Genomic DNA, 21,445 nt, shown 5'->3' on the forward strand with positions numbered 1-21,445 from the left:
GCCGTTGTTCTTAAACCTATGTTCCTAAAACTATGTCTCTAAATATACCCAATTCCTTAACCTTGCTGAGAATCCTGCTGATTCCGGTGATGGTTGGCGTGTTCTACATGCCGTTCGAGGGACATCTTTTGGCGGCGGCGGCGATTTTTGCCGTTGCTGCTATCACAGATTGGTTTGATGGATACCTTGCTCGACGATTGGGGCAAATGACTCCCTTTGGTGCTTTTCTTGATCCTGTAGCTGACAAGCTCATGGTCGCGGTCGCTCTTGTATTGCTGGTAGAGCGACACAATGACTTGCTGTTTACTTTGGCGGCTTGCGTGATTATCGGTCGGGAGATCGTCGTGTCGGCTCTCAGAGAGTGGATGGCTGAGCTTGGCAAGCGGACGTCTGTGGCGGTATCGATGATCGGGAAGGTGAAAACCGGATTCCAGATGGTGTCAATTGTGGTCTTGCTCGCGGTCGATGCGCAGAGAGACGGCAGCGAGATACTCGCTCTGGGCGTATTGCTCTTGTACATTGCCGCCGCATTGACGATTTGGTCTATGTGGCAGTATCTCCGTGCGGCACAACACGTGTTAGCCGAAGATTCCGCGGAGTGAGAGGCTCATCTGCGCTTACTGCTTGACTCGCATTGATCAAACCCTACAATACGCGTCCCGCAACGCTTGCGGGAACCTCAGCGGGAATAGCTCAGCTGGTAGAGCGCAACCTTGCCAAGGTTGAGGTCGCCGGTTCGAACCCGGTTTCCCGCTCCAAGTTTTAGGCTCGGTGGCAGAGTGGTTATGCAGCGGATTGCAAATCCGTCAACGCCGGTTCGATTCCGACCCGAGCCTCCATTTTTACAGTGACATGACATGGTGATGTCACTTGGCAGTGTGATTTAGCGACGTGCAGACGCAAGACTACGCAGTTTTGAGTGCAGCGTTTAACGCAGTAAGCCAAGGGCAGGATTGCTGGCTAGCTACTGTGGTCGCTGTGCACGGTTCTTCCCCAAGACCCGCAGGCTCATTAGCCCTTTTTCTTCCGCCGACGTCGCAGGTTGGTTCCCTCTCAGGAGGCTGTGTCGAAGAGGAGCTCCAGGCAAGTATTGTTCGCGGTGAATTCGCTCTTGATGTACCGCAGGTCCTCGAATACGGCGTTTCAGCCGAGGAGAATGCCCGTTTGGGTTTGCCCTGTGGCGGACACCTTACGGTCTTTCTCCAACGTTTGATGGCTTCGAAAGATCTTCATTGGCTGCAGTCAGTGAAAGACATCATCGAAATGCGCCAGGTTGCCACGCGTGTGGTCAATCGACAGCATGGGGCTACCACTGTCAGTGTCGCTGAGAGATTTGGCGAGCTGTCCTTTGGCGACGAGGCCCTGCACCAGAGCTTTGGGCCGCGACAGCGAATGCTGCTTGTAGGGGCGGGGCAGCTTGCCGCCAGTGTCGCGGAGCTTGCTCTGGGTCTGGATTACGATGTGCTCGTTTGCGATCCCCGGGATGATGCTCGTGCCGATTGGCGTGGGCCTCCTGTGAGTCTGCTGTCAGCGATGCCTGATGATGCTGTTCGGGATCATGCTGACGACCCTCAATCCGTGGTTATCACGCTGACCCACGATCCGCGCATTGACGATATGGCGCTCATGGAGGCTTTAGAGTCCAAGGCCTGGTACGTTGGTGCGCTGGGTTCGATGCGAACAACAGAGCAACGAAAAGAACGGCTGAGTACGTTGGGTGTCGCAAGGGACGCTATCGACAGGTTACATGCTCCCGTTGGTCTGGATATCGGCAGCAAAACACCGCCGGAAATTGCCGTGTCAATTATTGCGGAGTTGGTTCGCTTACGCCGACGCGGTGTTTGAAAGCCTTATGTGCTCGTAGGCGTCCAGTGCTGCCTGACGGGCATCGCGATGATCCACTATGGGCTCGGGGTAAGTATGGCCCAGCTCTAGCTCGGCCTCTTTGAGCACCGGAGCCGGCGCTTCCCAAGGCTTATGAAGATACTTATTTGGCAGTTTCGCGACTTCGGGTACCCAGCGGCGAACATACTCTCCCTTCTTGTCGAACTTTTCACCTTGAGTCACTGGATTGAATATGCGGAAGTAGGGAGCGGCATCTGCGCCGCTGCCTGCAACCCATTGCCAGCTACATCCGTTACTGGCTAAGTCCGCATCGACCAAGGTGTCCCAGAACCAGTCTTCACCCGAGCGCCAGTGTTGCAACAAGTGTTTGCAAAGAAACGATGCCACGACCATGCGCACGCGGTTGTGCATCGTGCCTGTCGCCCAGAGCTCGCGCATACCAGCGTCAACAATAGGGTAGCCAGTATTTCCTTCTTGCCAACGCCGAAGGCGCTCCTCATTTGCCTGCCACGGGAAGTTGGTGAAGTTCTCTTTGAACGAGGTCTCGGGTATCCCGGGAAAGAAGTGCAGTAGATGGTAGGAAAACTCGCGCCAGCCTATTTCAGCTTGAAACTTTTTGACCGCGGTCTCGCTATGGGGGTTCTCCAGTCTTTTTTGCTCGCACATAGCCCAAATCTGCCGCGGTGAAATTTCCCCATGGTGTAAGTGCGGGGAGAGGCGTGAAGTGGCCTCCACGGCCGGGAAGTCACGCTCGTCAGCATAGCGCGCTACTTCGTCGTCGAGGAATTCGTGAAGACGTTCCTGAGCGCCATTTTCGCCCGGGCGCCAATAATCACCCCACGATTCTGCCCAGTTCGGCGCAGTGGGGAGCAATGCCCAATCATCCAAATCATCGCTCTGCACCCGATTCGCCCAGTGTTTTTCCGCTGGCGTCACTGGCGGGGCAATCTCTATCCGCTGGCATGCACGCCAAAACGGAGTGAATACTTTGAAGGGACCTCCACCTTGGGTCATTACCTGACCGGGCTCGTGGAGGAGGGTCCCACCATAGCGTTTGAAGGCTATCTCTTGACTACCAAGCGTTTGGTGGAGCGTCTTTTCCTGCGCACTTGCCCAGGGTTCATAGCGACGGCTGCAGTAAACCGTATCGGCACCCGATACTTCGCATAGCTCTTGAAGAATAGTAGCTGCCTCACCCCGACGAAGGATCAACTGGCCTCCCGCATTCAATACATCTTTGCCTAGGGCACTTAGGCTGTGATGTAGCCACCAGCGACTAGCGCCACCCATGCGCCACTCATTGGGTGTCTCGTCATCCAGAATGTACAGCGGCAGCACACGTTTGCCCTCGCGCGCCGCTGCCTCCAGGGCGGGGTGGTCGTTGAGCCGAAGATCCTGCCTGAACCAAAGAATGATCGTGTCCGTCATGCGGCCGTGTTTCCTATATGTGCTTGTTTCATGCTTTTTCCCGTGTCGCCGCGAGCAGTGATTCAAGGCCGGTGTCCGCGTCAACCTGCCACTTCTTCGCCATATCGTCCGCTCTTGTCTTACCCGGATTCATCAGAAAAATTGGTTTGTTAGCAGCGGCTGCCCATTTGCAGAAACGATAACCTGAGTAAACCTGAAGCGAACTGCCTATAACTAGCAGGCTGTTAGAACGTTCAAGCGCCAGTTTGCTCTCGGTTACTCTCTTGGCGGGAATGCTGCCCCCGAAAAAGACCACGTCGGGCATCAGAGTGCCTTCACACTCCCGGCATTTGGGGACTTTGACGCTTTCTACGGTTTGATCTGGCATATCGGCGTCGCCGTCGGGGCGTGCTGAGACAGTAGAGTGGTTAATCCCGGGATTGAGATGTTCCAGATCTTTCTGGAGAAGGTCTCTGCTGAAGAATGTTTTGCAGCTCAGACAAACTACACGATCGAGGCGACCGTGGAGATCGGTGACCTTTGTGCTGCCCGCGCGTTGGTGCAGTCTGTCCACATTCTGAGTGACGATGTGAGAGAGGAATCCCTTATGCTCAAGTTGGGCAAGTAAGCGATGGCCCGGTGCGGGTTTTGCATCTCGAACCGCGGGCCATCCCAATAAGGATCTACCCCAATATCTTTGCTGTTGCCTAAAATCTCCCAGGAACTGCTGATGAGTGATAGGGTCGCTGCGCAGCCACTTGCCAGTTTCATCGCGATAGGTCGGAATTCCAGTGGAGACACTGATCCCCGCACCGGTGACCACGAGGGCTGGGGACGCTTCGGTTAGCTCCGCAACAAAATTTTTGGGAAAGTTTTCGCTAGTGGTGTCCATGGCTACATCATACGTTGTGGCTTGGCCTCGTGGATTGTCTGTCCGGTTTTTGATCTGAATTCGCATGGCGCAAGTACCTATCATGTAATTTTTGGAGATCGCTCAATGAGAGTTTTGGTTACCGGCGGTACGGGGTTTATCGGTGAAGCATTGATTCCTGCGCTTCTCGACAAAGGACACTCCGTCATCGTTCTCAGTCGTCAGTCTTCGCCCTCAGCTATTGCGGGCGTGGCCTACATTCAACAGCTTGAACAGATCACAAAGGCTGTCGATGTTGTCATTAATCTTGCGGGTGCATCGTTGGCAGGCAAGCGATGGAATAGGGCATATAAAGAAGAGATCGTAGCTAGCCGAGTTGCGCTAACCCGCGAACTGGGGAATTACTTTTCCGCCGCAGAGCAACGACCATCAATTTGGTTGAATGCTAGCGCTATTGGCTACTACGGCCCACGAGCAGATGAAGAGTTAAGCGAAGATTCAAGTTCAGGCGAAGGCTTTTCCGCGCAGCTCTGTCGCGATTGGGAGGCGTCTGCCGTCGAGGCTGCGGGAGACGCTCGACTCTGTCTTATGCGTTTGGGCGTTGTACTGGACGAGGGTGGCGGGGCCTACGCTCAGATGGCGCAGCCTTTTAAAATGGGTATAGCCAATTGGCTCGGCGACGGCGAGCAGTGGTTGAGCTGGGTGTATCGAGACGACGTGGTGAGCGCTTTCTGTTTTGCACTGGAAAACGACAAGCTTCAGGGTCCGGTCAATGTCACGGCGCCTCAGCCGGTCAGCAGTCGTGGATTCTGTTTGGCAATGCGCGAAGTACATCGCACTCTCGTAGCTATACCCATGCCGGGTTTCGTTATGCGGGCCATGGTAGGTGAAATGGCCGATGAGTTGCTGCTCACAGGACAGCGAGTTATACCCGCTGCACTGTTGGCTGCGGGTTTTAGCTTTTCCTGCCCGAACATTGATGACGCGCTTCGTCAAATCGAAGACCCGCGCTAATCACGGCCACTACCTTCCTTGCCGGCCGCCGATTGCTTAGTCAGCGGCATCTATGTAATCCGAAAATGCTGCGCGAATACGCTCGTTAGCGCTGAGTTTGGTCAAGGCTGCTCGCTCCAGTTGCCGTACCCACTCTCGACTCACTGACATACGATCTGCAATTTCTGCTCGCGAGAGTGGTGGGCCGTCGTGTAGACCCCAGCGTGCTATGACAACTTCACGCTCAGCTTTGTCCAAGCTTTGCATTTCCAGTAGCAGCCGGTCGTGCAGAGACTCGGTTTCGGCTTCCGACTCTGATGCTCCGAACGGGCCGCCGCTCATGGTGTCCAGTAGCGTGCCCTCATCGTCGTCATATTGCGGAGCGTCAAGGGACACACCGAGATTACGCAGCTGCAATAAGTCACGGGTTTTCTCCAGGCTTAGGCCAGCCGCTTCCGCGAGGGCCGCATCGCCCGGCTCTTCGCCCGTGCGCTGTTTTTCGGTGATACGCAAGCGGTAAAGCTTATTTACCTGTTCCTGAACATGGGTAGGGTAGCGAATGAGTCCACCGGTATCGCCGACGTGCCTCCGGATAGCCTGTGTTATCCAATTAAAGCAGTAGGTGCTAAAACGGAAGCCCTTGCTATGATCGTACTTCTCGGCGGCGCGGATCAGACCGAGGGTCCCCTCCTGAATCAAATCAAGATAATTGACGCCTTTGCCTCGATAGCGTCCAGCGATGGAGTACACCAGTCTGAGGTTATGCATTGTCAGCGTATCTCGAGCGTCTGAGTAACTCTCCAGATGGGCAACCATCTGTTCACGTACTGACTGCTCGAGTCGCTGCTTTGGCCGCTTCTCCGTGTGAGTCCAAAACGTTGCCCACTGTTGTAGCGCGTCTGCGACGCTGTCTTGAAGCTTTACGCCATCCAGCCTAAGCACAACAACGGCGAGCCCTACCGCGAGGCTTGCAGGTAGCTCCAGGTCGCCCATGCGCTGGTCAAGAGTCCGTGGAGTCCTCTTCTTCTGCAACGCAGTGTGAAGAGCCTCCATGCGATCAGCCTGTTTGCCGTCCGCCATGTAGCTCGACAGTTCCCGGCGTAGAATGAAGTGGTGCTCCCGGTTTGTGAAGTATGCGATGTCCAGAGGAGTCAGCGCTGTATTACTACTCCAGGCACGCAGATAATGAAGTGCCACTTCATCACGCGTGAGGAGCTTCCTGAGCTCTCGAACCGCTAACCATTTAGAGCCGTCGATAGACTGCTCCTGCTGGCTCGTGAGAAGCGGATAGCGGCGCGCCTCGGCGAACAGGCGTTCCAGATCTCGGTCTTCGGTTTCTACTGCTAGCGATTCCAACTCGACTGCCTCGTTAACTTGATGTCTAGATATACGGGAGTTTGTCGTGAATTGGATACCGCTAAATGCGAATTGTCCGGGTATCTCTGCGACAAAACATGAACAAGCAGGGTGGAAGGGGAGATCTAGTACAGATTTTGTCGCGTAACTACCATGACATCACATGAGAGCTTTCCATGAACGCAGCGATATTTGAACCTCGTCCGCTCTACGGTATCGGCACCGTAGCTCGCCTAACTGGTCTGAAGCCAGATACGCTCAGAGTCTGGGAGCGGCGCTATGGCCTAGGGGCCAGTCACAAGTCAGCGACGGGTCGCAGGCAGTACACTCAGTCAGATCTTGAGCATTTACAGCTAGTAGCATCTCTAGTGAACGATGGGGCACGCATCGGTGAGATAGCGAAGTCTGAGCGTAAAACTCTAGAGATGCTTCTTAAGCAGCGCGGTGTTCGCGGTCGCGGCGCGGATGCAACAGTAAAGCCCCGAGCGGTTTTCCTCGGAGTGGCACTATGCGATTGGCTGGATAAGCATCAGGGCTGTGTAAGTAACGTCAACGCCCACCTTGCGCGAACCGAGCTTGCCGATATCAACGAAGATGCATTTGATGCTTTAGAAGTAAACGACGTCCTTATTGTCGAATGCGGTTCTTTGGGCAGTGCTCAAGTCGCGAAGCTCCAAAGTTTTCAGCGTGCGGGGGTGGCTTCAAGAATCATCGTAGCGTACCGCTTTGGTAACGCGCATTGGCTCGAGGAACTCGAGAAGTCCGACATAGCTGTCATGGAGTTTCCACCAGAAGCCGGAAAACTGGCTTTTGAGATCGCTCGTGGTGTTGCGGAGTCATCAATACACACCGGTGAGACAAACCTGGGCGAATTGATGCCCGGTAAAGCGCGACAATTTAAGTCGGCGGAATTAGCCGCTGCGGCCAACCTCAAAAGTACCCTTGATTGTGAGTGCCCTAAACACATCGCTGATTTGATCACGGCACTTGCCGACTTCGAAGAGTATTCGGCCTCCTGCTCTATAGACAACTGGCACGATGCTGCGGTCCACTCATGCATCTACGCATACACGGGCCAGGCAAGGCACCTCATGGAAAAGGCATTGCAAGCCGTGCTGGAAGAGCGCGGTGCCGAGTTTCAAGCCGAGCTCAATCGGCAGTCTCTTGCCTCAGGAGCCTTACGCAATGCCAGCTGATTCTAATCGTTTACCCTGCCGCGGCTGCACAAGCAGCTGCGCCAATTACGCCATTTGCGAGGGGAAGCCTTGGCTCCTTCGCGATCAGCTATCGTCCTCACTGTTTTGGGCGGGTCTTAGTGCTTCTGGCAGTAAGCCAATAAAAGTTGGTGATGCTTTAGCGGTGTAGGCCCACAGCAGCACGGGAGCGAGGGGCGGAACCATCAGCGTTGAGAACTGGTACGCCAGAGCAATGATGTCGGTGGGTGGAACCGCCTCAGTCTCCATGAACGTGGCGCCCAACCCCAGCATAAGGTCTTTTAGTGCAGTGCTGATAAGTCCCACTGCAAGCAGTGTCCACAAGCCTAGAAGGCACCAGGCGAACTTCTCCCAGCTCGCACGCATAGGCGTTGCTATATGCAGCGCGGTGAAGAAAGGTATCGAGTAAGAAAGCGTCCGGGTATCAATTGTATAACCGAGCTGATTACCGGCTCGCTCCGCTGCCATAATGTGGCCACCGTCTTCGCCGTAGTTGGACATGATCAACAAGTCAGTGTCTCTAAGCCCGACGCTTGCCACGGTGTCCCCCAGCCAGGCAATCAGGACGGGTTCGACCAAGACCACTGCGGGCGCCGCGACGAAATTGCCTAGGAAGTACCAGACCAAAAAGCAAGCGGGCAGCAGCGCGAAAACTGTCAGCATGAAGCGCAGCAGGGGACGGTGTTCAAGGTAGGCGATCATGCGCTTGCGGCGGTGTTCTGCGACAGAAAGCGCAGATAGAGCATGAACACCACGAGTACGTCCAGCATGATAAGTACCGGCCAGAGGTAGAGGTGCGTCCAGGTGAATACGTCGAGATTCCATTGCCCCAGGTAGAACAGACTGATGATGCGCGCAATGTTCATTACCTGAATGGCTAGGAAACCCAAAGAAATCGCTGCCAGCTTTCGTTTTACGCTCGCGGGAAACGCTAAAACGCCAGCAATGAGCACGATGGCCGCTTCTACACCGTTACAACCAGCTTCAATAGATACCGCAAAACCCGTTTGCGTATGACTGATTATTCGGCCGCTTGCTCGCACGTGCTCGTCGAAGGGGATGATAATCGCTGCACTTATGTCAGCTAACCATCCCGTAAACGGCTGGATGACAGCTGCTTGAACGGGGTCTAACAGCTCTAGTGTAAATAGCCCCAAGAGCAGAGCTGTAAACAGAAAGACAAATTTACGCACGGTGCCTAGCTACGGAGTCATATACATCTCTGCTTAGCGCAGAGATTGCACAAAAATCAGCAAAATAATCGAAGGGCATACCAAGCGGAGATGCCAGGGCCATATCTTCCAAAACCAGCCGTCGGCTATTTCTGGGGCACCTTTCTTAAGTTCCGTGAGCACCGCATCGCGATGCCATATCCATCCAACATAGATACAAAATACAAAGCCCAGAAGAGGTTGGCTGTATCGCGTAGTAAACGCGATCACGAGACCGAACAAGGAGCCAAAGTTGAGGAGGATGATCAGGCTCACGATAGCGATAATCGTGCCGATCACCCAAACCGCCTTTAGCCGATTTACGCCGTGATTCTCTATGGTGTAGGCCACGGGTACTTCTAGCATCGATATGGACGAGGTTAGCGCTGCGATGCTCATAAGAAAGAAAAACGTCAGTGATACCACACCTCCAGCCAATCCCATGTTTGAGAAGAGCTCGGGGAGTACCGTAAAAATCAGAGTGTCTTCGGAAAGGAGGGAGCCGTTCTCGGCAAAAATTTCCACCCCATTATTGAGTGCCACGTACATGGCCGGGAGTACGAGAAAACCCGCAAGCACTGCAATTCCAATGTCCACCGCGGTCACCAAGCCACCTGCGACGGGTAAGTTCTCTTTGTCACTGATGTAGGAGCCGTAGATCAGCATTGTCCCAACGCCCAGTGATAATGAGAAAAAAGCGGAGCCCAGAGCTTTGATAATTAACTGGGGCGATAAGGCGCTTTCAAAGTCGGGCATCAGGTAGACGCGAAGGCCTTCGCTAGCTCCATCCAGAGTTAGGACATAGGCGACCAAGGCGAACAGTGTGAGTAGGAGTAAAGGCATTAGCCGACTAGACCATCGCTCAATGCCGTCGCGTACGCCGGCTGAAATGATCGATATGGTCAGTCCCATAAAAAGAGCCATGAAAACCACGTTACGCGATAGGGAAAACCCTACCAGCCATTGCGCGATCGCATCTGCGCCGAAAAGTGATGCAAAGGAAGAAAGGCAGTGCGCAATCATCCAGCCGGCGACGATGGCGTAGAAGCTCAAGATTAAACTCGCAACAATGAAGCCCACTATGCCAGCTGTGGCACCCAGGTTTCTCAGCACGGGCTTTTCGCTGGTGCCCTTAAGTGCAGTAACCGCATTGGCGTGAGCGTGCCTGCCCAGAACCAACTCCGCCATGAGTGCTGGGTAAGCGAGAACGAAAGCGAGAATTAGATAAACGATAAGAAATGCAGCGCCACCATTGCTGGCCGCTTGGGTCGGAAACCCCCAGATATTTCCCAGGCCCACCGCGCTCCCCGCGGCGGCCATAATGAAACCAAAACGTGAAGAAAACTCGCCCCGAGCTTGCGCCATTTTTGTGTTTTATCCCTAGCTTGGAGGCCGCGAGTGTAGCATGTCGTTGATCGTTCGTGAGGCTCAGGAAGCCTTGGTTTCACAGGGCCTGTTTTGATCACCGGGGCCGTCAAGGCCAAAGATTTTGAGAGTTAGACTTGGCAACAATAATAAGGCTTGAGCCGATAAGTCAGCACCGGCTTGCAGGGCCGAGGCACTCACTTTAGGGTCGCTTAAATCACCATCGATCCGGATGGCGCTGGGAAACTGAATCGCACGGGATTTGGAACGAGGCTCGATGCGAACGTCGAGTTTGCTCTTGGGTAAGTCTATGGACGCTTTTCCTGTGGCGAGCATACGCGGGGTTTCGATGTAAATGCTGTCACTTCGTGCTACGCCGTCAGCGATGTCGAATTGCGCCATTGTGCAGTCAAAGGTCGTGGTTTTTTCGCCGGCTCCCTTCACTAGCCACGCCAGAAGATTACTCATTAGCAAGTCGTAGGCTGCGCCGCTCACTGTGACATCACTGAGTGCGGTGGAAAGACGTCCCTGAAGATTGTCTTCCCAGTCTTCTTGAGCGGCTCCTCTCGTCACCAAGCCGCCCTGAAAGCTAAAGGCACCACTGACGTTTTGCTGGAGTCCAAGATCCTCGGTTACAGCGCCCAGAGGCACTCTAATCCCTCGTCCTGCCAGACTGACTGCTAGTGGATCGATTGTGCTGTCGATATTGCCCCTCAGGATCAGTTCGCCACCTGAGTAGCGTGCGTCGAATTCTCGAAGGGTCAAACGACCGGCACTGGTGTCTATCGCAACGCTAAGATCCTCAAGCTGAGTCAAAGGGCCGGTTACCTTGCCGCTGCGAAGCGTCGTCGAGGTGGGAAATACGGGCAGTACATCATTAAGGCCTTCAAGGCTCAATGAGCTTTTGACAGCAGCGGGGTCTGCTTCGGTGCTTTGGGATGCAAAGTCGTCGAGGTGCAAGTTAGGGGTATATAAATCTACTGACAATCGGTCGAGGGTGCGTCGGTCGATGTCGCCGGTGACAACGCTCTGGATTTGGGTGTCTCCTATAAGCACATCGGACAGAGCTGTAAGGTAGGTTGGGCGGAGGCGCACAGTGGTTTCGAATTTTTTAGGGGCGCCCATCGGTAGCGATAGCGCGGCCCATGCGTCCTCGGTCGTGTCGATCAGGTTCAATTGCCAGTCGGCGGTGATTTCTTTTTCAAAGATCGTAGCTTCGCCACTGACTTCAAATAGGATGCCTCGTAACGCTTGTACCCTAGCTTCGACTTCTCGAAGGCGGAACGCGTCGCCACTCCGCAAGAGGAGCGCATTACCGTCAACTCCTCCAATCTCAAAAGGAGGCGCTACGTTCAAAACATTGAACAGTGGGGCGGGGGAGGCATTGTTTAGTTCAAGCTCGAGGGCCACTCCTCGAGCTTGAAGCACGTCAGCGACAGCGCCACGAGCGCGGACTTCCCCGGTTTGCTCGCGCTGGCTAACGCGCACCTCAAGCTCTGGCGCTGAGAGGACGTCTTGGTGCCACAAGATTTTCGCCGTGCTCTCAAGCTTGTAGATCGGATGAGCACCTTTGAGATCTTCGAGGTCTATGCGCAGTTCTTGCATATTTCCATGCGCCTCCCCATGAAAGGATGCGCTGGTTTCGCCCAATCTCGCCGCATCGATGACGTCTTTCGATACTGCGCCTGCTACCAAAAGCAGCTCCCCCAAGTTACCGATAGTACCTTCTATGGTCGCGCTGGCTGTTTCGGTGTTAAGGATGCTATCGAGCTCATTCAGCCGAAGGGCCTTGCTTTGAGTCACAAGGCTCAACCGGGTATCGCCCGCGCCGTAGAGCACGAGTGCAGCCCGTTCGATGAGCGGTTCATCAAGAGTCCCTTGAACGGCGATTTCTATCTCACTGCGCTGCAGGAGCTCTGAGAGTGCACCAGAGTGAGGCAGCAGTTCGTCTATTTCTTGCGCTGAGCCCTGTGCGTTGATGTCCAAAGACGCATGCTCGCTTCCATTTTGAATGATCTGGCCTTCGGCAGAGAACGTGTAGACGTCTCCTTCGCGAAGGCCGATCTCGTCTAGCGTCAGCGTGTAGCTATCAAGGCCTCCTTCGAGTACTCCTTCTACCGTGAGGTTGCCTGAGAACGGATAGGCATCACCATCCAGAGCACTAAGAAAGTCGCTCACTCGCTCATAACGTCCATTCACGGCTAATTCGTAGCTCAGCTCCGTATCGATGACATCAACATAGCCCGTGGCCTGAAGACGTGAATCTTCCTCAAGGCCCCTAAAAACCGAGTCGACCTCTAGTCTGTGGTGACCTTCACGGCTTATCCAGTTCGCTACGGCTGTAAGTTCTACTTTGCGTTCGGCTACATCTAGCCCGGCTTTGACATCCATGCTGCCCGCCTCATTTCGATCGGCATGCACATCGTAGAGCGGAAAGATCCAGAGATTCTCATTACGCGATATGAGATGTACCGATTCAAGGTCGATCCTATTGGGTAGTCGTGATAGCGGGGCGAGGAGCGTTTCTATGTCGATAGGCTCACTGCTGTCCTCGTTGTCCAGATAGTAGGTAACATTCTTCGCTTCAAAGTATCCGCCACTGATGTTTCCAAGGAATAGCTCCTGCAAGGGCATTGCAAAATCTACTGCCTGTAGTGACACCACTGGAGGCCTCGATGGATCGTCATAGGTAAGTAGTAGCAGTTCTGTTTGAAGCTCAAAAGGCGACCACTTTAGTGTGGGATTCCCGAGAGTGAGCTTGTAAGGCGTAAAACTGGCGGTTGCGGTTTGCAGGGCACGGATAGCGATATGAGGGGATGCCCAAAAGACGGCCGTAGTGGTAACCAGGGTGGTAACCAAAGTGAAGACTAGGGTCAGCGTCAAGGTTAGTAGAATGCGTAAGGGCTTCAGAGCCATCGGGTCATATAAGGCTGCTAGGTGAGTGAGGGGAGTCTAGCATTGGGCAGAAAATTTTAGGCTTCAGACTGGCATCAATGCAGGGTCAGCGTGCTAAAATCTCGCGCCTCGCGATCCGCACTGCCCGGGTGGTGAAATTGGTAGACACAGGAGACTTAAAATCCTCCATATTGAATAGAAATATACTACATAGGAAGGGCTTAAACCCTTATAACCAGAATTTTGTAGCAGGGTAGTAGCAAGGTGGATTTTCAGCGAGTGTGGTGGAATCGGTATACACATCAGACTTAAAATCTGACGGCCTAACGGCTATGCGGGTTCAAGTCCCGCCACTCGCACCAATCAACGGCGCTAGCAGCCACCTATTACGAGATACCTCTATTGAGTAACCACGACCTGATTCGGAAACTGGTCCTTGTCGCAGCCACATCGGCAGCTATCCTCGCGATCTACTATGTGACTTCTCCTTACCAGAATTGTTTGCGAGCTAAAGGCCCTGAACTTACCACGGGGGAATATGCAGTTTGCACCAGGTATACGGCTTGGTAGGGGCTTGCTAAGGGACGGGTTCACTAAGGTTGTTCTAAAGCCCCGTTGAGCGCGCCAGTGGGGCCAATCTGGCTGGAGGCGATAAATCGCAGCGCGATCATATTTGACTCTGATGGTCCGCTCGATAGAACATCACATTCGCTCACTAGTTTGGAATTGATGAATCGTGCTGCAACTAAGACCTATCGCGTCGCTAACTTCTCACCGCGTGGCCTCGTGAATATCATTGAAGGGGTTAAGAAGCTGCTTGCAAGTGATCAGCGCCTACAGGCTATGAGACGCAATGCTCAGCCGGGTAACTATGCAAACGACCGGTTCACCGAACAAGAAAAGCAGGACGCCGTTAGGGCACTTTTCGATAGCATAGCTAGCCACGAACTCAATCTTAAAAATCAACCGCACAACGCTGCACGCAGTAAGGCCGATGTGGATCGCAAAGTCCTAGAAGTCGGCGTCGAGATTCTCGATACAAAACTCCAATTGAGACAAGAGCGTGAAAGCAAGTTGCGGGCTCTCGACGAGCGCGAACTGCTCCAGTGGGCCGACTTTACTGAGCGTATGAGATCTTTGTTGTTTACTTTTCTCCGCGCCGCTTCTATCGCACTGGTGGTGCTGTGCACTTACTACGTCGGTCAAAAGGTTCTGGGTATTGCTTTGCCAACGCTACCAGTTGTACCGATTCGATAACCTCGATTATAGGAGATGTCCAGTGTTTGAGTTTTCAGATCGGGAGTTCTTGGTAGCGATCCTCTTTTTTCAGTTTGTTCAGCTTTGGGCGTTTGACCAGCAAAACCGACGCGCTGCCAAAAATCACCAAGCCTTAGAGGACGCATTAGTTAAGTTGCGGTCAAATCAGACCTAAAGGCTTGGGCTGTTACTAGTTTTTAAGTCAGCACAAGTGTTTCAGGGTGAGCCGCGGAGAATCTCCATGTTTCGCCGCATGATTACCCGGTATAGGTGCGAGTGGCGCTCCGGCCTGGCGTAAGCAACATAGCCCCGCGGAACGTGCATACCTTGCTTTGGGCTCCAAGTCGTGCCCTCGATGACGGGTATCTGTAGCGTGTGGCCGGTGTAAGGATTTATTAGACGACTTAGTTCTTTCATGGGGTCCATTGCGACACCGCTCATAAGGTAATTCTCCAATTGATCGAGACTCCTCGGCCTTTCGGCCCCCTCGTTCAATTCCAGGGTTTAGCCTGGTCTTACAGCTCCCGGATCTCCTCGGCCGCACCAGGGTGTTCCTGGATCACGCGCCGGGCGATCAGTAGGTCGCGCATGCGATCGCTCACCACCGCCGGAGGCGCTTTACGCTCGATGTAGGCCCTGTCGATCTCCGATCGGAGGGAAGCGACCCTGTCCTTGAGAGCCTGCTCGACACTCTGCTGCGCCCCGCGCCGGGCGTTCTCGGCCGGAGGGGGTGGGTTAGCCGCTGCGTACTCGTACTCCTCTATCACCGTACGCTCAGCGATGCGTCGAAGTCGCTTCTTCGTCCAGTCGCTCATTCCTGCGCCGCCGCTCACGCTGCGTCACCCGTAGAGACTTCACTGTGGGGGGCGGGCCCGGAAGCAAGCACCGCTTCAGCCGCCGCCACCCGGGAAGTAGTTGCATCGACCCGTTCCTCGGCCGCGTGGCTGCGAAGTTCGCGAAGCTGCTTCGCCACCGCGTTCGCTGTGAGATCAAGGACTTCCTCCGCGCGCTCTACCTCTCCTCTGAGGTGCGGGTAACTCGGAACGGCTTGGTCTATAAAGCGGGCCACCATGCCATTAAGCGGGACGGTCACAGGGCCGAAAAGGATTTCGCTGGGCGATTGAATGAGCGCGCGAACAACGGCACCGTCACGCCGCTCGAACGCACTCGCGATCATCTTGTCTCGTTCCTTTTGGGACAGAGCGCGTGAGGCGGCCCTGATCTCCTGCGCTTCGGCATGGGGTAGTTGCTCGGCCAGTCCCGCCAACTTATACGCTTCGTCGGCTAGCTCCTTCTTTTCCTTCTTGAGCATTTCTTTGAGGTCGGCCGCTCGGCTTCGCGACTTCTCGTACTCCCGTTTAGCGAGCGAACCAACATAGGCTTTGTGTCCGTCTGGCGACTTGTTGGGGTCGGGTGTCTCGGCCAACTCGAGGGCGGCCTGCACCGCATCTACCGAATAGTCGACGTATGACAGTACCGTTCGTACCGGGGCGAGGTTACTCGTGCCGACCGCCGCGTGCGCCCCCGCCGCCAAGTTCCTCACACGATTCATTGCTTTAATTGGTTGGTCTTCTTTAAATTTTACAATAGCCATAAGGGTGTTTCTCCGTTGGTTAGGTTTAAGTCGCGTAGCCCATTTTCATTTCCATTGCATACCTGGGCTTCGCTGCCAGCGCGCAAGCGCCAGCGACGGCGTTCACGACATCGTCGTGAGCTCCGGGTCCGTGGTCGATAAGCTCCCGGCCGCCACGGGTCGAGCGCCGCTCCAGGGATAGGAGCTGGCGTCGAAGAACGGGGCAGGGTGGGAGCTCGACCGTGCCGCTGTTGAGCTGCGGCAAAAATCCTTGGTAAAGCTGTGTCTTGTTGCGGTCGCTGAGTTCGTAGCGGATCTTTCGTTTTGAGAACTGCTCGCGCGGCCACTCTCCGCCGTAGGCGTCACCGTGGACGCATTGGATCCTGTACTGGTGCAAGACGGCCGCGAACTCCTCGGTAGCGAGCTCGGGCGAGAACGGGGGTTTCTTCTCCAGGATGCGGTCCACGATCACGAGGCCGCTCTCCTGGTCTCGGTGGGTGATGGCGAGGGTCATGGAGTCGGCGCGGCCGCCGCTCGGGTCAACGAACGCGGTGTACTTCAGCGAACGCGTGGGCGGGATGATGAGGTGCCCGGAGCGCATGACAGCATCCACAGTCTCGACCGAGACGAACTGCTCCAGGTCGGCGCGGAACTCGGCGCCATACTCCGCCTTGGCTCGGTCGGGATCCTCCTCGTAGGCCTCGTCGTAGAGGCTCTGAGGGAGGGTCGGGTTCATCTCCCAGGTAGGCGCCTGCACAACCAGGGTGCTCGAGTCATCCTTGCCGTAGTGGCGCCGGTAGGTCTCCCACAAGACGCCACGGCGGGAGTGTGGCGAGGAGAGGAGTATCAATGGGCCGCCCGTGGTCGCGAGAGAAGGCCTCACGGCGTTGATGATCTCCACGTCGGGGTTCCGGCCGTCGTCGAGCCAGAACGCGACCTCATCGCCAGTAACGCAGCACAGCGTGAAGCCGCGTGCGCTTCGGAACGATGCCGTCGCGACCACGATCGCAGTGCCGTTCGAGAACAGGATCATTTCGTCGTTTGAGCGTACGACTTCGCGGGCCAGCATGGGGCAGGCGGCGATCATCCCCTGGACGTATCGCATCACGTTCCCGGCCTGCTTCTTGTCGTTCGCCAGGATGAGGCCGGTCGGACGCTCGCCCGGGGAGATCAGGTGGCTGTAGTCGCTGCACACCGTTAGCTTGATGTTCAGCGCCGCTGCCATCTGCGTCTTGTCGGAGCGACGGCCCAGGACCATGCAAAGCGCGGCGTAGATCTCGTCGCGGGTCATGGCTCGGCCCCCGGTGAGCTCGTGCATGATCTCCTGCTCTCTATCGGTGAGCTTCTCGCCCGTGAAGGCGCACATGATCGCGACCTGCTTCTCGAAGCTCTTAGCGCCGTAGATCGAGCCGAGGAGGTTCTCGTCGGTCAGTAGACGGCGCATCGAGATCAGCGACTTGGGGCGGCGTGGGGCCGGGGCCGGTTTGAGCTTCAATTGTCGCCCTCCGATACATACTCGGCCAGGCTTATGTCGCGGGTCTGGCGATCGAGGCCCAGCTTCGAGAGTAGGCCGCTGTAGACGTTTAGGAGGTTGCCCCAGGAGCCCAGGGGGACGTCCTCGCCGCGCAGCATGGCGAGCTCGAGCTGTTCGAGCTTGAACTGGAGGAGCAGGGCGCGGTCCACCAGAGAGCGCTTGGCATAGCTCAGGTTATCCACGCCGCCCAGGTCGGCGAGCATCTCCTGGCGCCGGGACTTCAGCCACCGGGTGAGCTCGAGGCGGCCGTCCAGGCTCTCGATCCAGTTGGGGCGGAACTGCTGCGGCGGCTCCTTTATTTTCGCGGGCCTACCCATGGGCGGGCTCCGGGGTACCGGCGGGGTATTTCTTGGGGCTACCTGCACCCGTAATTGCTACTTCAGTGCTACAAAAATGCGGGCACCTAGCGGCGTTCTGTGGCGCCGCGTGATTTAGAGCTTGTATAGCAGTGTTTTTATTTATCCTACTGCCAGTAAGAGTAAAGCTAGGGGAGACTGCAATTCTCCTGAGCCCAGAGGCGCGACTATTGGCGGGCTTATCTCCCGTACCCAAGCGGCTACGTCGATACAAATCTAAGTTATCCACAGGCATTTTCTTATTCCTCCTCGAACACCTGGCGCCATAGCTCCGTTAACTCCTCAAGCTCGACGCGCTGGCCCAGGAGGTGAACTCCGGCCCGGCGATTGCAGTCGTGCAGGTACCAGGGGGAGACGCCGCTCTCTGGCCGCGCAGCGGGCTTGTCTGACAGCTCGACGCTCCCAGAAGGCAACACCGGGTGCAGGTAGTGGTGTTGCCGCCCCTGTCGCGTTCGGGGGCAGTGGACCCACCCGAGGATCGACGCCCGCTCGACGGCGAACCCGTCGTCGCTGTAGGGCGCCCCCACGAAGCGGACGGCCTCGAGGTTTGCTTGCGGGTTGGGCATTACTTCGCTGACTAGGCTCATCGCAGGATCTCCTCCGCCGCTTCATGCAGCTTGTAGGCGGTCTCCTCGGCGATCTCGGCGGCAAGGTTCGCCAGCCCGTCGATCGTCTCCCGATCGCGACACTCCTGGATCGCAGCGGCCAGGGTGGCGAGCTGTCCGAGGTTTCTAGTGATTAGGGCGTGCAGAAAATCAGTGTCCATAAGGGTGTTCTCCTGGTAAGGCTTGTGAAGGTTCGTGGTTTTCCGGCGCAGCGGATTGGCAGCCACGAGGGGGTGGTTCTGAAATCGGGAAAGGTTTGTGTGGCCCTATAGGGAAATGGACCCCCACAAGGCTTATGAGCCGCCTTGTGGCGGTCCCTTCCCATAGCTTCCATCGAGTAGCCACCCACAAGGCTTGTGAAGGTTTGTGGCTAGTGCCACAAGGCTTTAGCTCTCCCATGAGTCGCCCCCTTGTGGCTGCACGACCAGGCGCAGTCGTTTCAGCTTTTGCCCGCTTTGCCCGACGCTGTCATAGGCCTCCAGGACGCCGTCCTCGACGAGGGTGTCGATCAGTTGGCGGCCCTGGGCTTGAGTAACGCCCAGGAGCTCCCGTGTGCCTTTGTCGAAGCAGCGGTAATGAACGTCGCCGCCTTGGCTCTCAATAACCTCAAGTGCCCGTCGGGTCGCGTTGCGGCGTTCCTCGTCGAGACGCTCGAGCGCGGCGGCGCGGATATCCTCTGGCGACGCAATCGCTAAAGGATCGAGGCGAGGTCCGTTGCACCGGCCGGAGCGGATCACAAAGTATGCGGGGGGCAGTTTCGATCCAAAGCTGTTGCGAACATGCGCGACTTCGACGACCCGCCCTTGCTTCATATCCTCGGGCGCGGGGGCGATCGGCGCCTCGGTATCGCTGTCCTTGTTGATCCGGGTCAGCACCGTAAAGCTGCGGGTGTTATCACCGAGGGCGGATCCGCCGCGCCCGGTGTACAGGTCTTTGATCTGTTCCCGGGATTGCGACTTGCCAACGTGATGGACCAGCACTACGGCCGCGCCGAGCTCCGTCGCGATACGGTCACACGCGGTGATGATCGCCTCCATGTGGTCGTTACCTTCGGCCCCGCCTGCAAAGCGGGAGAGGGTCTCGACGATGATGAAATCGACACCGGGCAGGTGCGCCCGCGTCCCGGCGATGATCTCGTCAACGGCCGGGGAGGGGACGTAGGAGCCGCGCTGTTCGACGATGAGCTTCATCCCCTGGCCGCGCAAGTTGGCGATGTGGATGAGGCCCTCGGCCTCCTCTGGGGCGTCTGAGGCGTTGTAGATTTTCGCTTGGTAATCGCCCGGCTCATCCTCCGCCGAGAGAATCAACGTCTGCCCGCCGCTGCGCCCGTGCTCTAGCGCCTGGCAGATCAGCCACAGGGTCTTACCGACGCCACCCGGCGCTGCCACAGCGGACGTCACGCGCTTAGGGAAGCGGCTGAGGACCATCTCGTGCCGCACTGGGGGACGAGCAAGCGACTCACGATCGAACGTATGGAGCGAGTCAATGAAAGTATCCGCCGACCTTGGCGGGACACCTTGTTTCTCTGCGTACTCGCGAGGCTTTAGACACGCCTGCTTGATCGTCCGCTCGATATAGTCAGGACGGTTTTGCGCCTTATCCCGGTCAGCTAATGCTGACGCCAGAAAAAGGTCGGCCATCTGCTCGCGCCGCCAGCCAGTTCCCCATCCCAGAATATCCATTAAGCCGAGATCGGCCTGGCTATGATCGTTACCATGCGCAGGGAGGTCGCCATCGACGAACAGACTCTCGAACTTGATCGCCTGCTTACTCCCACGGATGCGGTCGAGAACCTCATCGTCTGTGCGCTCCGAGCCGATCTCTGGCATATCTACAAGCGCTGAACGCTTGCCAGCGGGTGAGGCGCCGGAGATACGCCCCAGGAGCGCCGCCAGCGCGTCCTGATCAACGGACGGGATCACCGTGTGGCTGCTCATACGCGGTGCCCCGTGATTGTCAGGAACCGGGCGCGATCGTACATCTCGAACTTTTGGCCGCCGCCTAGGGTGAAGCTACACTTCGCGCCCCGGGGCTTTTGGCCGTAGATGAATTGCCGGAGGCCTTTGCCACTTGGGGAAAGTTCTGCATAGCCCTGGAAGAGGTATGGCCGGGCTTGCTCCACCGTGAAGTGATCAAAGTCGAGACCGACAAGGCCGAGCTCTTTTGTTAGAACAATACCGACGCCGTCGAACTCGCCATTTTCGTAGGCGGCTACAGCGACGTCGAAGTCGACCCATGTTTGAGATCGGGAGACACTCGCCTTCCGCCCGTCGTGCTGGCGCGGGACCTTGGTCCACCGGCCGTTTGTTCGCTCCAGGCGCCACAACACGTACTGCCCAGCAAACTGTTTTAGCTCGTCGGGGATACCGTCAAAATTAGGGGCGAGGAGGCGCGGCTTTGGTTCGTGTGCAGGCACTGCCTCTGGTATACTAAGCATTAAGAATGACTCCAGTTGGATTCAGCACCGCCGTGAGTTTTCTGTGTAGCCCGGTCTGCCATGCCCGGGCTTTCTTTTGTCCGCGATTTGCGTTTTCGGAACTGGCACTTGAGGTACAGGTCGCCTGTTTTGTCGTCGGTGGCGTAGCGGGCGTAGGCGCGGTAATCCACGCCGTCGATGCGGATCCATCCTCGAAATGCGGGCGCCCGCAGACCTTCGCCGGGCGAGGCGCAATCCTTGATAAATAGTTTTCCGATGTGGTTGTTCTTGCCCATGCGACTAACCCGCCGTGCTTGCACGAGACTGCTCTACGATCCATTCCTCGACATCGACGACGCGGTAGCGAACGTGGCGGCCCAGTTTGATAAATCGCGGACCAGAACCTTGCCAGCGAGCGCGTTCACACCAGGCTTTCGACTTGCCTAGGTATTTGGCGAGCTGCTGTTGATTAAGCAGGCGGGGGAGGACCACGACGTCGTGGCGCTCCGCGAATTGCGGTTCGGTATTTGAGATGATCTGCATTGTG

At 56.2% G+C, this 21,445-nt stretch carries 23 protein-coding genes and 3 tRNA genes; 8 read left to right on the plus strand and 18 right to left on the minus strand.

Going from position 1 to position 21,445, the window contains the following annotated elements:
• The first annotated feature begins 32 nt into the window (after window positions 1-32).
• From pgsA to R0137_RS10945, 4 genes are all read left to right on the plus strand, one after another.
• Complete coding sequence (gene pgsA / locus R0137_RS10930; protein ID WP_407326449.1) at window positions 33-602, plus strand: CDP-diacylglycerol--glycerol-3-phosphate 3-phosphatidyltransferase; 570 nt, start codon at window positions 33-35, stop codon at window positions 600-602.
• A gap of 80 nt (window positions 603-682) precedes the next feature.
• Window positions 683-758: transfer RNA gene (locus R0137_RS10935), tRNA-Gly, on the plus strand.
• 7 nt (window positions 759-765) lie between these two features.
• Window positions 766-839, plus strand: a tRNA-Cys gene (locus tag R0137_RS10940).
• 52 nt (window positions 840-891) lie between these two features.
• Window positions 892-1,845 carry an XdhC family protein gene (locus R0137_RS10945; protein WP_407326450.1) on the plus strand — a complete coding sequence of 318 codons (954 nt, stop codon included), beginning with the start codon at window positions 892-894 and terminating at the stop codon, window positions 1,843-1,845.
• Here the strand turns inward: R0137_RS10945 and R0137_RS10950 are convergent.
• Both R0137_RS10950 and R0137_RS10955 read right to left on the minus strand, forming a co-directional pair.
• Window positions 1,825-3,273, minus strand: coding sequence for a cryptochrome/photolyase family protein (locus R0137_RS10950; protein ID WP_407326451.1), 1,449 nt, complete (start codon window positions 3,271-3,273; stop codon window positions 1,825-1,827). The genes R0137_RS10945 and R0137_RS10950 overlap by 21 nt on opposite strands.
• A gap of 28 nt (window positions 3,274-3,301) precedes the next feature.
• The gene (locus R0137_RS10955) at window positions 3,302-4,210 is read right to left on the minus strand and encodes an NAD-dependent protein deacetylase (protein WP_407326452.1); all 909 of its coding nucleotides are present in this window, start codon (window positions 4,208-4,210) and stop codon (window positions 3,302-3,304) included.
• A 39-nt stretch (window positions 4,211-4,249) separates the two neighbouring features.
• On the opposite strand from R0137_RS10955, the gene R0137_RS10960 reads away from it, so the two are divergent.
• A complete protein-coding gene (locus tag R0137_RS10960) occupies window positions 4,250-5,137 on the plus strand; it encodes a TIGR01777 family oxidoreductase (protein ID WP_407326453.1) in 888 nt (295 codons plus the stop codon).
• A 36-nt stretch (window positions 5,138-5,173) separates the two neighbouring features.
• On the opposite strand, the gene R0137_RS10965 is transcribed toward R0137_RS10960, so the two are convergent.
• Window positions 5,174-6,472: an RNA polymerase sigma factor RpoD/SigA gene (locus R0137_RS10965; RefSeq protein ID WP_407326454.1), complete on the minus strand. Its 1,299-nt coding sequence runs from the start codon at window positions 6,470-6,472 to the stop codon at window positions 5,174-5,176.
• Window positions 6,473-6,648: 176 nt separating this feature from the next.
• Between R0137_RS10965 and R0137_RS10970 the strand changes: the two genes are divergently transcribed.
• The gene (locus tag R0137_RS10970) at window positions 6,649-7,668 is read left to right on the plus strand and encodes a MerR family transcriptional regulator (RefSeq protein ID WP_407326455.1); all 1,020 of its coding nucleotides are present in this window, start codon (window positions 6,649-6,651) and stop codon (window positions 7,666-7,668) included.
• An 84-nt stretch (window positions 7,669-7,752) separates the two neighbouring features.
• On the opposite strand, the gene R0137_RS10975 is transcribed toward R0137_RS10970, so the two are convergent.
• From R0137_RS10975 to R0137_RS10990, 4 genes are all read right to left on the minus strand, one after another.
• Complete coding sequence (locus R0137_RS10975) at window positions 7,753-8,388, minus strand: exosortase H-associated membrane protein (RefSeq protein WP_407326456.1); 636 nt, start codon at window positions 8,386-8,388, stop codon at window positions 7,753-7,755.
• Complete coding sequence (gene xrtH / locus R0137_RS10980; RefSeq protein WP_407326457.1) at window positions 8,385-8,879, minus strand: exosortase H; 495 nt, start codon at window positions 8,877-8,879, stop codon at window positions 8,385-8,387. Before xrtH ends, R0137_RS10975 begins: the two co-directional genes overlap by 4 nt.
• Before the next feature lie 33 nt (window positions 8,880-8,912).
• Window positions 8,913-10,262 (minus strand): sodium-dependent transporter, encoded by a 1,350-nt coding sequence (locus R0137_RS10985; RefSeq protein ID WP_407326458.1) that lies wholly within the window; start codon window positions 10,260-10,262, stop codon window positions 8,913-8,915.
• Between the two features lie 63 nt (window positions 10,263-10,325).
• Window positions 10,326-13,178, minus strand: coding sequence for an AsmA-like C-terminal region-containing protein (locus R0137_RS10990; protein WP_407326459.1), 2,853 nt, complete (start codon window positions 13,176-13,178; stop codon window positions 10,326-10,328).
• Between the two features lie 254 nt (window positions 13,179-13,432).
• Between R0137_RS10990 and R0137_RS10995 the strand changes: the two genes are divergently transcribed.
• Window positions 13,433-13,519, plus strand: a tRNA-Leu gene (locus R0137_RS10995).
• Window positions 13,520-13,886: 367 nt separating this feature from the next.
• Entirely contained in the window at window positions 13,887-14,414 is a 528-nt protein-coding gene (locus R0137_RS11000) for a hypothetical protein (protein WP_407326460.1), read from the plus strand.
• Between the two features lie 216 nt (window positions 14,415-14,630).
• Here R0137_RS11000 and R0137_RS11005 read toward each other — a convergent pair whose 3' ends face one another.
• The 11 genes from R0137_RS11005 to R0137_RS11055 form a co-directional block, all read right to left on the minus strand.
• Window positions 14,631-14,855 carry a hypothetical protein gene (locus R0137_RS11005; RefSeq protein WP_407326461.1) on the minus strand — a complete coding sequence of 75 codons (225 nt, stop codon included), beginning with the start codon at window positions 14,853-14,855 and terminating at the stop codon, window positions 14,631-14,633.
• Between the two features lie 74 nt (window positions 14,856-14,929).
• The gene (locus tag R0137_RS11010; protein ID WP_407326462.1) at window positions 14,930-15,229 is read right to left on the minus strand and encodes a hypothetical protein; all 300 of its coding nucleotides are present in this window, start codon (window positions 15,227-15,229) and stop codon (window positions 14,930-14,932) included.
• A 14-nt stretch (window positions 15,230-15,243) separates the two neighbouring features.
• Entirely contained in the window at window positions 15,244-16,008 is a 765-nt protein-coding gene (locus R0137_RS11015; protein WP_407326463.1) for a hypothetical protein, read from the minus strand.
• Window positions 16,009-16,033: 25 nt separating this feature from the next.
• Complete coding sequence (locus R0137_RS11020; protein WP_407326464.1) at window positions 16,034-17,482, minus strand: hypothetical protein; 1,449 nt, start codon at window positions 17,480-17,482, stop codon at window positions 16,034-16,036.
• A complete protein-coding gene (locus R0137_RS11025; protein ID WP_407326465.1) occupies window positions 17,479-17,838 on the minus strand; it encodes a hypothetical protein in 360 nt (119 codons plus the stop codon). Before R0137_RS11025 ends, R0137_RS11020 begins: the two co-directional genes overlap by 4 nt.
• Window positions 17,839-18,116: 278 nt before the next feature.
• On the minus strand, window positions 18,117-18,464 hold the full coding sequence (locus R0137_RS11030; protein ID WP_407326466.1) for a hypothetical protein: 348 nt from the start codon (window positions 18,462-18,464) through the stop codon (window positions 18,117-18,119).
• Complete coding sequence (locus R0137_RS11035; RefSeq protein ID WP_407326467.1) at window positions 18,461-18,643, minus strand: hypothetical protein; 183 nt, start codon at window positions 18,641-18,643, stop codon at window positions 18,461-18,463. The genes R0137_RS11030 and R0137_RS11035 overlap by 4 nt, the downstream gene beginning before the upstream one ends.
• A 225-nt stretch (window positions 18,644-18,868) precedes the next feature.
• A complete protein-coding gene (locus R0137_RS11040; protein ID WP_407326468.1) occupies window positions 18,869-20,419 on the minus strand; it encodes an AAA family ATPase in 1,551 nt (516 codons plus the stop codon).
• Window positions 20,416-20,919, minus strand: a complete 504-nt coding sequence (locus tag R0137_RS11045) for a hypothetical protein (protein WP_407326469.1) — start codon at window positions 20,917-20,919, stop codon at window positions 20,416-20,418. Before R0137_RS11045 ends, R0137_RS11040 begins: the two co-directional genes overlap by 4 nt.
• Window positions 20,919-21,194 carry a hypothetical protein gene (locus R0137_RS11050; RefSeq protein ID WP_407326470.1) on the minus strand — a complete coding sequence of 92 codons (276 nt, stop codon included), beginning with the start codon at window positions 21,192-21,194 and terminating at the stop codon, window positions 20,919-20,921. Before R0137_RS11050 ends, R0137_RS11045 begins: the two co-directional genes overlap by 1 nt.
• A 4-nt stretch (window positions 21,195-21,198) precedes the next feature.
• Window positions 21,199-21,441: a helix-turn-helix transcriptional regulator gene (locus R0137_RS11055; RefSeq protein ID WP_407326471.1), complete on the minus strand. Its 243-nt coding sequence runs from the start codon at window positions 21,439-21,441 to the stop codon at window positions 21,199-21,201.
• Window positions 21,442-21,445: the final 4 nt, after the last annotated feature.

Source organism: Congregibacter brevis, from assembly GCF_045689245.1.
In the GTDB taxonomy this organism is placed as follows: domain Bacteria; phylum Pseudomonadota; class Gammaproteobacteria; order Pseudomonadales; family Halieaceae; genus Congregibacter; species Congregibacter brevis.

Excerpts from the sequence above, each read along its gene's own strand:
- R0137_RS11035 (WP_407326467.1), bottom strand. The coding sequence starts at position 18,643 with ATGGACACTGATTTTCTGCACGCCCTAATCACTAGAAACCTCGGACAG.
- R0137_RS10990 (WP_407326459.1), bottom strand. The coding sequence starts at position 13,178 with ATGGCTCTGAAGCCCTTACGCATTCTACTAACCTTGACGCTGACCCTA.
- R0137_RS11010 (WP_407326462.1), bottom strand. The coding sequence starts at position 15,229 with ATGAGCGACTGGACGAAGAAGCGACTTCGACGCATCGCTGAGCGTACG.
- R0137_RS10950 (WP_407326451.1), bottom strand. The coding sequence starts at position 3,273 with ATGACGGACACGATCATTCTTTGGTTCAGGCAGGATCTTCGGCTCAAC.
- R0137_RS11015 (WP_407326463.1), bottom strand. The coding sequence starts at position 16,008 with ATGGCTATTGTAAAATTTAAAGAAGACCAACCAATTAAAGCAATGAAT.
- pgsA (WP_407326449.1), top strand. The coding sequence starts at position 33 with ATGTCTCTAAATATACCCAATTCCTTAACCTTGCTGAGAATCCTGCTG.
- R0137_RS11000 (WP_407326460.1), top strand. The coding sequence starts at position 13,887 with ATGAATCGTGCTGCAACTAAGACCTATCGCGTCGCTAACTTCTCACCG.
- R0137_RS10960 (WP_407326453.1), top strand. The coding sequence starts at position 4,250 with ATGAGAGTTTTGGTTACCGGCGGTACGGGGTTTATCGGTGAAGCATTG.
- R0137_RS10975 (WP_407326456.1), bottom strand. The coding sequence starts at position 8,388 with ATGATCGCCTACCTTGAACACCGTCCCCTGCTGCGCTTCATGCTGACA.
- R0137_RS11005 (WP_407326461.1), bottom strand. The coding sequence starts at position 14,855 with ATGAGCGGTGTCGCAATGGACCCCATGAAAGAACTAAGTCGTCTAATA.
- R0137_RS10970 (WP_407326455.1), top strand. The coding sequence starts at position 6,649 with ATGAACGCAGCGATATTTGAACCTCGTCCGCTCTACGGTATCGGCACC.
- R0137_RS11055 (WP_407326471.1), bottom strand. The coding sequence starts at position 21,441 with ATGCAGATCATCTCAAATACCGAACCGCAATTCGCGGAGCGCCACGAC.
- R0137_RS11030 (WP_407326466.1), bottom strand. The coding sequence starts at position 18,464 with ATGAGCCTAGTCAGCGAAGTAATGCCCAACCCGCAAGCAAACCTCGAG.
- R0137_RS10985 (WP_407326458.1), bottom strand. The coding sequence starts at position 10,262 with ATGGCGCAAGCTCGGGGCGAGTTTTCTTCACGTTTTGGTTTCATTATG.
- R0137_RS10955 (WP_407326452.1), bottom strand. The coding sequence starts at position 4,210 with ATGCGAATTCAGATCAAAAACCGGACAGACAATCCACGAGGCCAAGCC.
- R0137_RS11040 (WP_407326468.1), bottom strand. The coding sequence starts at position 20,419 with ATGAGCAGCCACACGGTGATCCCGTCCGTTGATCAGGACGCGCTGGCG.
- R0137_RS11025 (WP_407326465.1), bottom strand. The coding sequence starts at position 17,838 with ATGGGTAGGCCCGCGAAAATAAAGGAGCCGCCGCAGCAGTTCCGCCCC.
- R0137_RS11045 (WP_407326469.1), bottom strand. The coding sequence starts at position 20,919 with ATGCTTAGTATACCAGAGGCAGTGCCTGCACACGAACCAAAGCCGCGC.
- R0137_RS11050 (WP_407326470.1), bottom strand. The coding sequence starts at position 21,194 with ATGGGCAAGAACAACCACATCGGAAAACTATTTATCAAGGATTGCGCC.